The organism is Micromonospora zhanjiangensis (assembly GCF_042650605.1).
Classification (GTDB): Bacteria; Actinomycetota; Actinomycetes; order Mycobacteriales; family Micromonosporaceae; genus Micromonospora_J; species Micromonospora_J zhanjiangensis.
On record NZ_JBHSBN010000003.1, the window covers coordinates 362,201 to 376,902 of the forward strand.

A 14,702-nucleotide genomic window follows, 5' to 3' on the forward strand; every position below is an offset into this window, starting at 1 on the left:
GTTTCAACCCCGCGTCGGGTGGCGGATTCAGCGCTGATTCCGTCGCAATCCGGAACGGCTGCGCACGTTCAGTTTGCGGTAGATCTTGGTGAGGTGCTGTTCGACCGTGCTGACGGTTATGCATAGATGTTTGGCGATCTGTCGATTGGTGTTCCCGGCGGCGGCGAGCGCGGCGACCCGCTGCTCGGCGTCGGTGAGTCTGGTGCCGTCCGCCGCGCCGGCGGGGTCGGACGGTCGGTCGACCCACCCCGCGCCCGCCGCGGGCTCCGCGCCGCCGGCCGGCTCGGCTCCGATGCCGACGGTGGCGGGACCGAGCCCGGCCATCCGCGACGCCACCTCGGCGGCGTCGACCCCCCACCGGGTCATGATCTCGGCGCACGACCGCAGGTGCGTCAGCGCGCTCTGCCGGTGCCCCATGGCCTGGTGGTACCGCCCCAGCGCCTGCAGGTAGGGCAGCGCGAACGGGGTGTCGAACATCGCCGCCGGCACCGGCACGGCGAGGTACGTCCGCGCGGCCTGCGTGTCACCGAGGTCGGTGGCGGCCCGTACCGCGACCGACAGGGGCAGGCCGGCCACCACGCCCCAGGACGACGCCGGAACCGCGTCGAACACCTCCCGGATCTCGTACAGCGCGGCGCCGCCGTCCTCACCGCGCAGCGCCGCGACCGCCTTGATCGTGCCGATCATCACCCGGCGCATGGGCACCCGCGCGACCCAGTCCTCCTTCAGCAGCGCGTCGCACCAGGCGGCCGCCTCGTCCGACCGGCCGGTCTGCACCAGCACGACCAGGGCGTACAGCGCGGGCGTGAGCGAGGTTCCCGCGCGGATCCCCACCAGCATCTGGTCGACCTGGTCGGTCGCCAACTCGTCGTACGCCGAGGTGGCCGCCGAACTGAGATAGGTGACCGCGGCTATCGGACCCGACCGGGCCATCAACGGCTCGCCCGGCGGGTCCGGGTCCGGGTACCGGTCCGGACCCATCCCGGCCCGGCGGTACAACCGCCACAGCTGGGTCAGGCTCGAACCCTCGTTCCGTACGCCGGTGAGCCGGACCAGTTCGTCGGCCTCGTCGAACTCGCCCCACCAGAGCAACTGGTTCACCACGATCAGCGCGTCCGGCTGGGTGAGCAACCCGGCCCGCGCGTCGCGTCCGAGTCCGTGCAGCCGACGGGCGGCGCGGCTGGGATCGGCGTGCCACTGCGCGTCGGCGGCCAGCACGGCGGCCTGGGCCCGCTGCGTCTCGTCCTCGCTGGCGCCGACCGCGTACCGGAGACTGTTCACGGCGCTGTCGACGTCACCCGCCGTCATCGCCTCCCGGGCCGCCTCGCACAGGATCTCGACCCGCCAGGTACCCCGGCCGCCGTCCTGCGCGGCGACCAGGTGTTCCGCCACGGCGATCGCCGGCGCCCCGCTGGCGTGCAGCAGCTCGGCCGCGCGGCCGTGCAGGGCGGGCAGGCTCCCCAGCGGGACGCTCGCGAGCACCGCCGAGCGGGTGCGGCCGTGCCGGAAACCCTCGGCCCCCTCGGCACCCAGCAACCCGATCTCGTGCAGGTCCCGCATGCACTCGCGGACCAGGACGAGTTCCGCGCCGCCGAGTTCGGCGACCAGGGCCGGCGTGGCGTAGTCGCCGAGGACCGCCATGAACCGGGCGACCGCGGCCGTCGCGGGCGCGGACCGGTGCAGGATGCGCAGCACGGCCTGCCGGAAACTGGCGCCGGGCTCGCCGGACGTCTGCCCCGGCACCGCGATCCGGTCGTCGATGAGGGCGTGCATCAGCAGCGGGTTCCCGCCGCTGACCTCGGTGCAGAACCGGACGAACTCGTCGTCGGCCGCGCCGCCGAGCCGCTCGGTCGCCTGCTCGGCGACCTCCGCCGGGGTGAGCGGTGCCAACTGGATCCGGTGGCAGTAGGGCAGATGCAGCAGCTCGGCCCGCAGGTCCGCCGTGTCCCGCTCGTAGGACGTGCTCTCGTTGAGGACGATGATCAGCTCGGACCGTTCGATCCGCCGGATCAGGTAGCTCAGACAGCGCAGGGACTGCTCGTCGGCGAAGTGGACGTCGTCGATGCCGAGGAGGACCGGGCGGCCGTCGGCGAACCGCGTGATCGCGGCACCGAACCGGTCCATCAGCGCATGCGGGTGGTGGCTCCGGTACGGATCTGAGTCCGGGAAGGGCGGCGGCATGCCGGCCACGCACATCGATTCCACCAGCCGGGCCAGCACCCCGAACGGGTGCTCCCGTTCCCCCGCCGAGGCGGTGACCATGAAACAGAGACCGCCCCGGCGGCTCGCCTGCGCGGCAATCTCCTGCGTGAGAGCCGTCTTTCCGGCTCCCACCGGTCCGCTGATCAGCAGCACCGCGCCCTTGCCTCGGGTGGCCGCCGCGTAAGCCTGTTCGAACAGAAGCAATCGTGGATTCTGCTTACTCAGTGTCACAGGCCCCCCGTACTAGGCAATTTCCATTGCCTCCCGGGATTGCACCTTACCGCCACGGCCGAAGCTGAGAAACATCGTCTACTTCGGACTTCGGTGCTCCGCCGCAGGTCACCGCCGCTTACCCGGACGGCCTGTCAATTCGCTGGGACGGTGACCATCAGGTGAACACCGACGGTGGCGGGCGGGCGGGTGCGCCCCGCACCCCGGGCCGGCGGTCGGGCGCCCGCGTCGGGAGCCGCCCCGCCGTACGCCGTCGGCATCGCCCCTGGTCAGGACGCCGGCCGGACCCGGCCATATCGTCGACATATCGAAAAACGTATACGCGCGGGCAACACCCGGCCCGCTTGACTGTGCGGTGTGACCCACGGGTGCCCCGTCGGTGCGCCCGACCCCGCCCGGCCGGATCCCGCGCCCGCTCGCCGGGGTTCCCGCCCTCGGTGACCACCGGCCGGAGCGGCGGATCGGTACGACAGCAGCAGCTCATCGGGGGACGACACGGCACCCCGATAGCGAATGAGGTTGAAATAAGACGTCAATGTCCACCCGCAATTTAGCCAGATACCGTGGGCGAGTTCTAAGGTTTCTGAGACTCTCAGCCTTACCGGTACAGGAGAACCAATGCCAGAAAAGCTACAGGGCGATCCGCGGAAATCAATGCAGGACGCCCACCTGGGGAATGACGTGGAAGATGCGCGGCGCGCGGCCCGCGCGACGACCACCGGGACGTCCGGCGGCGCCGACCTCAAGGCGGTGGATCGGGAAAGGACGGGCGAGCGTGGACCACAACGCTGAGCCGATCACCGCGGACGACTTCGAACGGGCCGCCGCGGGAATCCTCCCCGCCGAGATCTGGGACTTCGTCGCCGGCGGCAGCGGCGCCGAAACCACCGTCGCGGCCAACCGCGCCGCGCTGGAGAGCATCTTCCTACTCCCCCGGATACTGCGTGACGTCTCCGCCTGCTCCACCCGCTCGACCCTGCTGGGCCGACCGGTCGACCTGCCCGTCGCCACCGCGCCCGTGGCCTACCAGCGGCTGGTCCATCCGGACGGCGAGGCGGCCACCGCACGGGCGACGGCCGCCGCCGGGATCCCGTTCGTCGCCAGCACGCTCAGCAGCGTCCCCCTCGAACAGGTCATCGAGGCCGGCGGCCAGGTCTGGTTCCAGCTCTACTGGTTGCGCGACGATGCCGCTACGCTCGACCTGGTCCGGCGGGCCGAGAAGACCGGCTGCGACGCCATCGTCCTCACCGTGGACGTGCCGTGGATGGGTCGACGGCTGCGGGACGTCCGTAACCGATTCGCGCTGCCCGCCCACATCCGCGCCGCCAACATCACCACGAGCCGCGCCGCACACCAGCGCGACAGCGACGGTTCCGCCGTCGCCGCACACACCAGTCAGGAGTTCACCCCTGCGCTGACCTGGTCGGCGATCGACCGGATCCGCCAGGCGACCCGGCTGCCGCTGGTGTTGAAGGGCCTGCTGGCCCCCGAGGACGCCGCGCAGGCCGTCGAGTACGGCGTGGACGCGATCGTGGTGTCCAACCACGGCGGTCGTCAGCTCGACGGCGCCGTCACCAGCATCGACGCGCTTCCCGAGATCGTCGAGGTGGTGCGCGGCAACTGCGAGATCCTGCTCGACAGCGGCATCCGTACCGGCACGGACGTGCTGCGGGCGCTGGCCCTCGGTGCCTCCGGTGTGCTGATCGGCCGGCCGCTGATCTGGGGGCTGGCCGTCGGTGGCGAGCGTGGGGCGGCCCGCGTCCTGGACCTGCTGGCGACCGAACTGCGGGACGCCATGGGCCTCGCGGGATGCGCGGACGTCGCCGACGCACGACGGCTCCGTACGGCCCGCGTACCGCTCATGCCCGGCCCGAGCGCCGCGGCCCGGCCCCGACCGTCCGCCGTCCAAGCGTCGGTTTCCGGCGGTTGGACGGATGCCTGACCGCCACCGCCGGGCCCGGCTCGACCCCGGCCCGACGCGCGGGGTGCGGGTCCGGCGCGGCTGACCACCCGGCCCGCGGCACGACGGTGGCGTGACTGCGGGCCGGCCACCCCGGCGGGACGGTCGACTCACCCCGGTACGGCCGGCGTCCCGCCGGCGGATCACCCCGGTACGGCCGGCGTCCCGCCGGCGGATCACCCCGGTACGGCCGGCGTCCCGCCGGCGGCTCACTTCCCGGACCAGATCGGGGCCCGCCGCTCCGCGAAGGCGCGCGGGCCCTCGACGGCGTCGGCGCTGTGCCGACGTCGCTCCTCCCAGTCGTAGGTGGCGGTGAACGCGTCGGGCAGCGGCAGATCGACCGACCGCAACGCGGCCTCCTTGATCGCCCGAACCGACAGCGGCGCCGCCGCGACCAGGTCGGCGACCCAACCCGCCACGCACTCGTCCAACCGGTCGGCCGGCACCACCTCGTTGACCAGGCCGTAGGAGTGGGCGGTGGCCGCGTCCATCCGGCGGCCGGTGAGCAGGTGACCCAGCGCGACCCGGTGCGGGAGCTGGCGGATCAACCGGAACACGCCCCCGGCCCCCGGCACGAGCCCGAGTCGCACCTCCGGCAACCCGAAGACCGACCGGTCGGAGGCGATGATCAGATCGCAGGCCAGGGCCAGTTCGAAGCCCCCGCCGAGGGCGTACCCGTCGATCCGCGCGACCACCGGCTTGCTGAAGCCGAACCGTTCGGTGAGCCGGGGCCAGCCGGGCTGGCCCCGGCTGCCGAAGGTGGCCGGAGGGGTGCCCGCCGCGTCCCGGCGGGCCCGCTCGGTGAGATCCTGGCCCACGGAGAACGCCCGGTCCCCGGCGCCGGTCAGCACCACGACCCGGATCCCGTCGTCGGCCTCGAGGTCGTCCCAGACCCGCGCCAGTTCCTCGTGCATCCGCAGGTCCATGGCGTTGAGCACCTCGGGACGGTCGAGCGTCACCCGGGCGACGTGGTCCTGCTTCCGACACCGCACCCTGGCAGGGCTCACGCCGAACGCTCCGCGAACCGGCCGACCTTGTCGATCACGTCGTCGGCGTGGATCCGCAGCGCCTGCTCGAGCGCGAACTCGGCCAGGTACTCACGCAGCCCGTCCAGCGGCTCCTCGGCCAGATTGATCATCCGCCGGTTGGCCACGACCGCGTCGCCGCGCAGCCGGGCCAGGCTCCGTTCCACCGCCTCGTCCATCTCCTCCGGCGGCACGACCTCGTCCACCAGCAGCCGCGCGTCCGGCTCCGCCGCCATGACGCGGCGGCCGTCGAGGATGACCTGCCGCCCCAGCCGGGCGCCGGCGATCCGGCCCAGTCGCAGGTTGCCCGCGCCCGGGACGATCCCCTCCGCCGCGGCGGGGAGACTGAGGTACGCGTCCGCGGCTGCCACCACGTGGTCGAACACCAGCAGCAACTGACAGCCCCCGCCGATGGCGAACGTCTCGACGGCCGCCACCCACGGCTTCTGCTCCGGCGGGGTCCACCGGTCCGGGTCGTCGTCGGACAGGCCGCGCACCAGCTTGTGCAGATAGCCCAGCTCGCGCCGGAGCAGGAACCCGGTCAACGAGATCCGCCCCGCGCTGATCGCCTTGAGGTTGATCCCGGCGCAGAACACCCGGCGGCCCCGGTAGCGCGGATGGCTCATCACGCCGCCGCGGACCAGGCCGACCCGTACGGCCGGGTCGAGCAGGGCCAGGTCGACGGCCGTTTCCATGTCGTCGACCTGCCGCTCGTCCTCGGCGTTCAGGCAGTCGTCCCGGCACAGGGTCAACCGGGCCACGCCGTCACGCCGTTCCAACCGGACCGCGTCGGTCACCAGCACGCCGGTACGCCGGAACTCCGGAAGCAGCCGCAGGGCACGCGGCGTGGGCCGGAGCATCGAGTCCATCAGGTGCCGCCCGGACGTCGCCGACCGCAGCACCCCCCGCAGGAAGATGCCCTGGTCGATCTGCCACCCCTCCTGGTCGACCTGGGCCCGGGAGCGTTCCCGGGCCACCTGCTCGGGGGTCGGCACCAGACCCGGGAAGGTGTGCGCGGCCGCCTCGACGAGTTCGTCCAGCCGCGGATGGCGGGTGCGGCCGGAGGTGAGTTCGTCGTAGACCTGATCCGGGTAGGCGTTCATGAACGCCGTCCGCAGGCGGCGGGCCGCGTCGTGCGCGGCGGCCGCCTCGGCCCGTTGTCCCGCCGTCCGCAGGCGGGGTTGCGGCAACGTCGCGAGCAGCCGCTCGGTGTCGGCGGCGACCCCGGCCAGGCGTACCCGGTCGGCGTCGAGCCGCCCCGGTGACACGGACACGGTCATGACGCCGCCCCCCGCCGCAGGGCACGGTCGCACGCGGCCAGATGAGCGCCGAGCGCCTCCTCGAAGCTCTGCTGCGCAGCGTCGAACATCAACTGTCGTCGGATCGCCACCTCCGTACCCGCCACCGCCGCCGCCTCCGCGGCGACCTCGGCGAGCACACCGGCCGGATCGTCGACCACCACGTCGACCAAGCCCGCGGCCAGGGCCAGGTGCGCCCCGATCGGCGTACCCAGCAGGGCGGCGCGACGCACCCCGGCGCCGGCGCCCTGTCGCGCCAGCCGGTACAGCGCCATCCCGGGCCAGGTCGCGTCGCCGTCCACCGGTAGGGCCAGCCGGGCGCCCGGAACCGCGATCCGGACGTCGGCGGCCAGCAACAGGTCCAGCGCGACTCCTCCGCAGTCACCCGTGGCGACCGCGACGGTGGTCACCCCGAGCCGCTCCAGCCGGCGCACCGCCCGCTCCCACTTGCTCAGCAGACCCACGTCGAGCGTCCGGGTCCACCCCGGCAGCGGGACACCCGACACGTACGCGACCAGCACGCCGCCGCCGAAACCGTCCTCGGCGCGATCACAGAGCCGCGACACCGCCTCGACGTCGGCGACCGACAGCGGCCGGTCCCCGTCGACCCGCAGCACCAGATCGTCAACACCCGCCACGGTCACCACCGGGCCCGCACCGCCCCCGTCGGCGGGGTCACGAAATCCGATGGGTGTTTCTGAGCCATTGTCATCGGTACCTCAATTCCCGACTGCGCGCGTATGGGTAGGCGATGTTCTCCGCCCGAATCGGCAGTCGTTCCACGGTCGCCGCGAAATTCGGCGGAACCTGCCACGGTGACGTCAGGGTATAGGACTTCGTCGGCGCCGAACTTTGTCCAACCGACCGGCAACGGGAATTCACCGCCGGTCGGACGACGGTTTCGTACGGTTGACAGTCGCCCCGACGGCGCTGCGATAGTGGCCTTATGAGCGTCAGCGCCGAACCGGTATTCCTGAGGTCCAATGCGGTCGTCGAGCCGTTGGTCGACCGGTTCCACGCCTGGCTGCACACCGTATCGCCGGCCGCGGCGTCGGTGCATCTGGCGCAGGTCCAGCTCCCGTTGTTGGAGTCGTATCTGCGGAATCCGCGGGCGCACGGGACCACCGGCCCGGCACCCGCACCGCGCGGCGGCCGTCCGGTCGACATCGAGGAGTCGCGCGGCGCGGAGATCGCCGCGTTGCTCGACTCCGTCAAGCGGGACCGGGCGGGGATGCTGGCGTTCGCCGACGCCCTCGCCGAGGCCGACGACCAGCTCCGGCGACACGCCCCGGGCCCGGCCGGCAGCCACCCGCACCCGAAGCTTCCGCCGGCGCTGAACGGGCTGGTGGAGCTCGCCCGGGACACCGGCGGGCGGGCGTCCCTGCGACTGCTCGAACCACTGCTGTACGCGAGTCCGTACTACGACGTCGGCCGCCAGTCGATCCACCTGTCGCTGGACACCGGCGCCGAGCGGCCGGCCATCCTCGGCGGCCCCCGGTTGTCCGATCCGGACGTGCTGGAGCTGGACATCCCGTTCACCCATCCCGGCATCGACGCGCTGTTCGCGGCGCGGACCGCACCGTCCACCCTGAACCGGTTGCGGGAGGCGCTCGAACTCGACGACGCGCGGACGGCGGGGCTGCGTCGGCTGCTCGCCGGCGCGCCGAGCCTGTCGCCCGACCGGCACATCGGGTCCGGCGGTCGGATCCGCTACGTCGGCCACGCCTGTCTGGTGATCCAGTCACCCGACACGACGATCGTCACCGATCCCCTGATCAGCGCCGACAACCGCCACCGTGACCGCTACACCTTCGACGACCTGCCGGACCGGATCGACCTGGTGCTCATCACGCACGGTCGACCGGATCACCTCGTGCTGGAGACGTTGCTCCAACTCCGTACCCGGGTCGGCGCGGTCGTGGTGCCGCGCTCCTCGCGCGGCAACCTGTGCGACCCGTCGATCGGGCTGTTCCTCAAGGCACTCGGCTTCACCGTCGTCGAGGTCGACGACTTCGAGGAGGTGCCGATCCCCGACGGCCGGGTGGTGGCGACCCCGTTCCTGGGTGAGCCCGACGACCCGGACATCCGCGCCAAGTCGACGTTCTTCGTCCGGATCGCCGACGCCAACATCTACCTGGGCGCGGACTCGTCGGGCGTGGACCCGATGGTGTACCGCAACGTCGGCAGGCACATCGGCCACGTCGACATGGCGTTCCTCGGCATGGCCGGCGACCGCGCGCCGCGCACCGGGCGGCACCGTGGTCTGCCGACCGGCCCGGTGGCCGGGAGGACGAACGACTCGCGCGAGCCGGCCCGCTCGGGCGCCGAGCGGGCCGTGGCGATCATGCGCGAACTCCGTGCGGACGAGGGCTACGTCTACGCCTTGGGCGAGGAGAGCTGGCAGGGCCACCTCATGGCGCCGGCCCACGCCGAGGACACCTACCGGCTCAAGCAGATCGAGGAGTTTCTCGGCTGGTGCTCCGGCAACGGAATCATCGCCGAGCGCCTGTTCAACAAGCGCGAGTGGCGCTGGTAGCGGCGGCCCCGACGAACGCCCGGGGTGCCGATGGCGGCGGCCTCGACGAGCGCGGGTGCCGCCGGTGGCGGCGTACGGGAGCGGGCCGGACCGCCGGGGCGGTCCGGCCCGCTCGTCACGCCGGGTCGGCGACCAGGGTCGCGGTCACCGCCGTCAGCTGGCCATCCGATGCCGCGGGACCCGGGTGGCGAAGTCCGCCCACAGGTCGGCGAACTGACGAGCCAGGTCGGCCACCACGTCGGTGCAGTGCGGCGGGACGTTGTCGACGATCGTCTCCCACTCCTTCGCCCAGTGGGCGTGCAGCGACAGCAGCCGGAGCAGGTTGCGACCGGTGTCGGTGTACCTGAGTGCCGGGTCGCCCATGAGCCGCTTGATGACCACGGCGTTCTCGGTCACCGACTCCTGCCGGTCGACGGGACGGACCAGGTTCAGCCGGTTGCGGTCCCGGTCGTTGCCGGCCGCCGCCGGCTGCGCGGCGGTGTCCCGGCCCCGCCGGGACGGCACCAGGTCCGCGCCGCTGTGCAATCGATTGCGAACGTCGCGAGCGGTCTCCGGGGAGATCGCCGCCGCCCTGGCGACCTGGCGGAGCGACAGGGTGGGGTTCTCGGTCATCAACTGGCCGGCGAGCAGGCGGCCCGCGCTGCAGTCCAGCGGGCGTACCCGGCCGTCCTGCCCGATCCGGCTGGACTCGGGGGCCGGTACCCCGTTCACCCGCCGCCGGATGTCCGCGACCGTGCCCGGGGAGATGCCGGTCACCGCGGCGACCCGGCGGTCCGACCACTGGGGATGCGAGACGGCGATCCGCTCCGCGGCCCGCTTGCGGTCCGCCAGGGCCAGCGGCAGACCGTGCGAGACGTTGAGCCACACCGACAGGACGAACGCCTCGTCCTCGGAGCCGTCGAAGTAACGACCGTTGATCGTCGTCTCGCCACGCCGGAGGGCCGCCTGGATCCGGTGCGTACCGTCGATGACGCGCATGGTGGGCCGGTGTACCACGATCGGCGGCAGTTCCTGCGCGGCGGCGGCCATCGCCTCCAGATGGACCGTGTCGGTGCCCGCGAGCCGGGGCGAGCCACTGAGACGGAGCGAGCTGATCTCCATCTCGATGACCGGCTGCCGGTTGATGTCCTCTTCCTCGGGTGTCATGGAAGCTCCTAAGCTCGTGACGTGCGCGCTCGATCGGGAACGGGCACGCAGATGAGTCAAGGCGGGCACTGATCAGGCCGGGCACGACGATTCGGTACGGACAGCGCTCTGCCGGCCCCGCGCCCGCGTCGAAGCCACGCCGGGGGTGTCCCGGGCGGTTCGAGGCACGCCGGTGGCCCGGCCGGCTGCGGCACATGCGCGCAGGCCGGTGCGCGGCGGACTGGATGGTCGGGTGGCCGAATGGGAACGTGGTGGCGGTCCGTACGCGAACTCGACACCGCGACCGGTCCACAGCGACCGCGCCGGCGATCAGAGTCGCGCCGTCTCCGGACGGAACGCCCGTTTGAACTCAGCCAGTAACCATGAACTCTTCTCCCCGTTTTTTCGCCATGCGTGGCACCACCTGCCGAATGCGACTCGCGGTGGTTTCTCCCCTAGCGGCCCAAAATTAACATCGATTCGTAGCGATGCGTAACCCCTGTACCACCCTGAGCCACACCCCTAACCCCTACCCGGAGCGGTCGTCTGGCGCTACACAACGGCATGAATCCGCCCAGAATCGCCCGCCGGCAGGGTGAGCATCCGCCCCATGACGGACGGCAGGCTCGCGACGATCTCCGTGATCTCCTGGATGTCGGACTCGGCCAGCGCCTGGTCGCCGTCGCAGAGCGCCAGCTTGGGCTCGGGGTGGACGTCGATGAGCAGACCGTCCGCGCCCACCGCGATCGCCGCCCGGGTCAGCGGCACCACCAGATCGCGGCGGCCCCCGGAGTGCGACGGGTCCACGATCACCGGCAGGTGCGACAGCCGCTGGGCCACCGGCACCGCGCTGATGTCCAGCGTGTTACGGGTGGCGGTCTCGAACGTCCGGATGCCACGCTCGCAGAGCACGATGTCCAGGTTCCCCCGCTGGGCGATGTACTCGGCGGCGCTCAGCCACTCCTCGATCGTGGCGCTGAAGCCACGCTTGAGCAGCACCGGCTTTCCGGCCGAGCCGACCGCCTGCAGCAGGGCGAAGTTCTGCATGTTGCGGGCGCCGATCTGGAGCATGTCGGCGTACGACGCGACCATGTCCACGCTGCCCGGGTCGATGACCTCGGTGACCACCGGCAGTCCCGTCTCGGCCCGTACCTCGGCCAGGATGCGCAGCCCCTCCTCGCCGAGTCCCTGGTAGGAGTACGGCGAGGTCCGCGGCTTGAACGCACCGCCGCGCAGCATCGAGGCCCCGGCGGACCTGGCCAGCCGGGCCGCCTCGAGCGTCTGCTCCGGTGACTCCACGGCGCACGGTCCGGCGATCACGGTCAGCGTGCCGGGGCCGATCGGCACCCCACCGACCCGGATCACCGAGCGGGCCGGATGATGCTCGCGGCTGACCAGCTTGAACGGCACGGACACCCGGATCACCTGGAGCACCCCCGGCAGGCTGCCCAGGTTGAGCGCCTCGAAGTCGGCCACGTCGCCGACCAGCCCGACGATGGTCCGGGACAGTCCACGACTGACGAACGCCTGTCCCCCCGCCGACTGGACCAGGTGGACGACCGCCTCCACGTCCGCCGGAGTAGCCCCCGGCGCCATCACGACGACCATGACAGATCTCCTCTTCTCGCCTCGTTCAGTGAACCTTTTTCAACCTGAACCGCACGGTGCGCAAGCCGCGTCTTCGACCTCGGCCGACGCCGGAGCGCAGGGGGAGGTTGAAGAAGGTTCAGTGCGTTCCCGCCCCACGCCGGGGCGGGTGTCCCGGAACGCCAGGACGCCGGCGGTCCGTCGGACCGCCGGCGTCCGGGTGCTGGTTCCCGCTCTCGCTCAGGGGTGCGTCCAGTGCCACTCGTGCTGATCGAGCAGATGCCCGGACTTCACGCCCTTGTTCGAGCACCAGGTCTCGAACTTGGCGATCTGCTTCAGCTGGTAGGAGTCCTCGTTGTAGCTGGTGGCCATGATGTGGCCGAGCCAGCTCTCCTCGCCCATGGCGTAGATGTACACCTCTTCGGCGCCCAGCTCGGTGACGATCGCGCTCGCCTGCTCGGCGTCGGAGCCGGACATCTTGCGGCTCTCGGCCATCTTCTTCGGCAGCGGCTTGGTGAGGAACGGCTGGTACTGCCAGTTCAGCGGGGCGCCGTCGCACTCCATGCCGAGGAAGGCGATGTCGACCCGGCCGAGGTGCTCGCGGACGTAGCGGTAGAGCATCGGATCGACGCCCGAGGAGTCCGCGCCCACGTAGATCGACTTCCCACCGAGACTGATCCAGTACGTCGACTTGGCGCGGATGTCGAGATCGGCGTGCTCGCCGAGGAACGGCGTGGCGACGATTTTGCCGCCGGGGAACTCGATCTCGTCGAAGTCGTCCACCTCGACGGCGGGCAACCCGTAGCGCCTGAGGTAGAGCGCCAGGGACGGGTCGCACAGGTTGCCGCGCGAGGTCTTCGGCACCACGAACGTACCCACCCGGCCACGCAGTTGGAGCAGGGTCTCGGGCACCAGGTGGTCGGAGTGCCCGTGGGTGATGATCACGTAATCGATGTGGTCGGGCAGATCGTTGTAGGTGTACCGACCGGTCGCGTCGGTGTCCGCGCTGATGAACGGATCCGTCATGATGGCCACCTCGGGCGTCTGCATCAGCAGGCAGGCGTGCCCCCAGTAGCGGATCCGGGCGCCGCCCGCGATGTGCCGGTCGCCCGCGAGCGTGGGCTCCGGGACGAGTAGACCGGCCAGCTGGGCCGCCTCCGCGTCGCCGAGTTCCAGCGCCTCCCGCAGGGCGGCCAGGGTGGTGGGCCGGATCCTGGACCGGAAGAGTTCCGCCAGGCCCGGGTGCCGGAACGGGATGTGCAACTCGAGCACGTCGGGCGAGGGCAGGCGCGGGGTGCTCATCACGAACGGCCGCTCGATGCCCGTCTCCACGGAGAGCTGGACCGACTGACGGTCCTCGGCGTACGCCTTGCTCCGGTAGACCAGTGGCTCCTGGAAGTGCAGCGAGGGCGCGTTGTTGGTGTCGTAGGTGATCTCCACCAGGCCCGACAGCTCGGCGGGCAGCTTCGGATAGAGGGGCGTGAGGTCGTAACCGGTCGCCTCCTCCCGGACCAGCTTCTCGGCCGCCACGATCGCCTCGGCGAAGCGGAGCATGTCCGCCCGGTCCCGCCGGATGGTGGCGAGCAGCGCCGCGACCTCGTCCTTCCGCTTCTCGTCGATGCCGACGAAGAAACCGCCGCGGAACTTCGGATCACGGCTGCCGGAGAAATGCCATTCCGGGGCCTGCAGATAGGAATCCAGCATCGGAACCAGCCGGGAAGCGAGCGTCAGGGAGGCCGTGACGGGAGCCGTCGCATACATCGATGCGTAAAACCGGTCGACCAAGGGTTCGATGATTGTGTTGGGCCGAAGAAAGAGGCGCTCGTCACTCACTTTCGCTCCTCATAATTGAATGTCTTATGGGATCAGCATCGCAGTGCCGCCGTCATTGGTCGAGCGTCCGAGATGACGCCCGCGGGCGTCAGAGCGGACGGTCGAGTTGCCATTCACCGGACGAAAACCCGCCGGCCAAGTCCGCGAAAGCCGCCCGTTCGGTGTACTCGCTGTTCGTGATTTTCCTGGCCTGCCGGAGGTACGACTCCTGGTCCGCGTCCGGGTCGTGGAACGACCCGGAGAACTCATGGAAGATCTCGTACTCGCGGCGGTAGCGTGCCTCGAACCCGGTCAGGGCGGTCTTCTCGTCGAGTTCGTCGGCCAGGACGCTGTTGATCGAACGGGCCGCGAGCAACGCGCTGTAGGTCGCCAGATGGACCCCGGAGGAGAACACCGGGTCCACGAAGCAGGCGGCGTCGCCGACCAGGATCATCCCGGGCCGCCAGAAGGCCGTCTGGTGGTAGGAGGAGGTGTCCCAGACCCGCAACCGCCCGTACTTCGGGCCGGCGATCACCCGCGCCGCCGCCGAGAGCAGATCGGAGATCAGTGGGCATTCGGCGATCAACGCCTGCAGCGCCTTCTCCCGGTCGCCCTGGATCCGCTCCGCCAACTCGGGGCGTACCACCACGCCGACACTGCTCAGTCCGCCGGTCAGTGGTGTGTACCAGAACCAGCCGCTGTCGAAGGCCACGGTCAGCGTGTCGCCCGCGTACGGCGCCGGTTGCCGGCACAGACCGAAGTAGCCGGACAGCGCCGGGCCGCCGGCCGGCCCGGGGTGGTTCCGGGTGCCGCCGACGCTGGAGTACAACCGGCTCTTGTTGCCCGACGCGTCGACCACGAAACGGGCCCGCACCGCACGCTCAACACCGTCCGGGTCGGTGTACCGCAGACCGGCGACCCGCTCC

At 71.3% G+C, this 14,702-nt stretch carries 10 protein-coding genes; 2 read left to right on the plus strand and 8 right to left on the minus strand.

Annotation, left to right across the window (positions count from 1 at the left end):
* Positions 1-27 precede the first annotated feature (27 nt).
* On the minus strand, positions 28-2,406 hold the full coding sequence (locus tag ACFOX0_RS07625) for a helix-turn-helix transcriptional regulator (RefSeq protein WP_377543047.1): 2,379 nt from the start codon (positions 2,404-2,406) through the stop codon (positions 28-30).
* 802 nt (positions 2,407-3,208) lie between these two features.
* Here ACFOX0_RS07625 and ACFOX0_RS07630 point away from each other — a divergent pair.
* Positions 3,209-4,375 (plus strand): alpha-hydroxy acid oxidase, encoded by a 1,167-nt coding sequence (locus tag ACFOX0_RS07630; RefSeq protein WP_377543049.1) that lies wholly within the window; start codon positions 3,209-3,211, stop codon positions 4,373-4,375.
* A gap of 227 nt (positions 4,376-4,602) precedes the next feature.
* On the opposite strand, the gene dpgD is transcribed toward ACFOX0_RS07630, so the two are convergent.
* The 3 genes from dpgD to dpgB are packed head-to-tail and all read right to left on the minus strand — an operon-like array spanning position 4,603 to position 7,354.
* The gene (dpgD, locus tag ACFOX0_RS07635; RefSeq protein WP_377543051.1) at positions 4,603-5,400 is read right to left on the minus strand and encodes an enoyl-CoA-hydratase DpgD; all 798 of its coding nucleotides are present in this window, start codon (positions 5,398-5,400) and stop codon (positions 4,603-4,605) included.
* Entirely contained in the window at positions 5,397-6,698 is a 1,302-nt protein-coding gene (gene dpgC, locus ACFOX0_RS07640) for a (3,5-dihydroxyphenyl)acetyl-CoA 1,2-dioxygenase DpgC (protein ID WP_377543053.1), read from the minus strand. The genes dpgD and dpgC overlap by 4 nt, the downstream gene beginning before the upstream one ends.
* A complete protein-coding gene (gene dpgB / locus ACFOX0_RS07645) occupies positions 6,695-7,354 on the minus strand; it encodes an enoyl-CoA-hydratase DpgB (RefSeq protein WP_377543055.1) in 660 nt (219 codons plus the stop codon). The genes dpgC and dpgB overlap by 4 nt, the downstream gene beginning before the upstream one ends.
* Before the next feature lie 308 nt (positions 7,355-7,662).
* Between dpgB and ACFOX0_RS07650 the strand changes: the two genes are divergently transcribed.
* Entirely contained in the window at positions 7,663-9,252 is a 1,590-nt protein-coding gene (locus ACFOX0_RS07650) for an MBL fold metallo-hydrolase (RefSeq protein WP_377543057.1), read from the plus strand.
* A gap of 153 nt (positions 9,253-9,405) precedes the next feature.
* On the opposite strand, the gene ACFOX0_RS07655 is transcribed toward ACFOX0_RS07650, so the two are convergent.
* From ACFOX0_RS07655 to ACFOX0_RS07670, 4 genes are all read right to left on the minus strand, one after another.
* On the minus strand, positions 9,406-10,398 hold the full coding sequence (locus ACFOX0_RS07655; protein ID WP_377543059.1) for a ParB/RepB/Spo0J family partition protein: 993 nt from the start codon (positions 10,396-10,398) through the stop codon (positions 9,406-9,408).
* Positions 10,399-10,929: 531 nt separating this feature from the next.
* Positions 10,930-11,985, minus strand: coding sequence for a 3-deoxy-7-phosphoheptulonate synthase (aroF, locus tag ACFOX0_RS07660; protein WP_377543061.1), 1,056 nt, complete (start codon positions 11,983-11,985; stop codon positions 10,930-10,932).
* 219 nt (positions 11,986-12,204) lie between these two features.
* Positions 12,205-13,797 carry an MBL fold metallo-hydrolase gene (locus ACFOX0_RS07665; RefSeq protein ID WP_377543063.1) on the minus strand — a complete coding sequence of 531 codons (1,593 nt, stop codon included), beginning with the start codon at positions 13,795-13,797 and terminating at the stop codon, positions 12,205-12,207.
* Positions 13,798-13,885: 88 nt separating this feature from the next.
* The coding region (locus ACFOX0_RS07670; protein WP_377543065.1) for a tryptophan 7-halogenase at positions 13,886-14,702 on the minus strand (817 nt) is incomplete at its 5' end.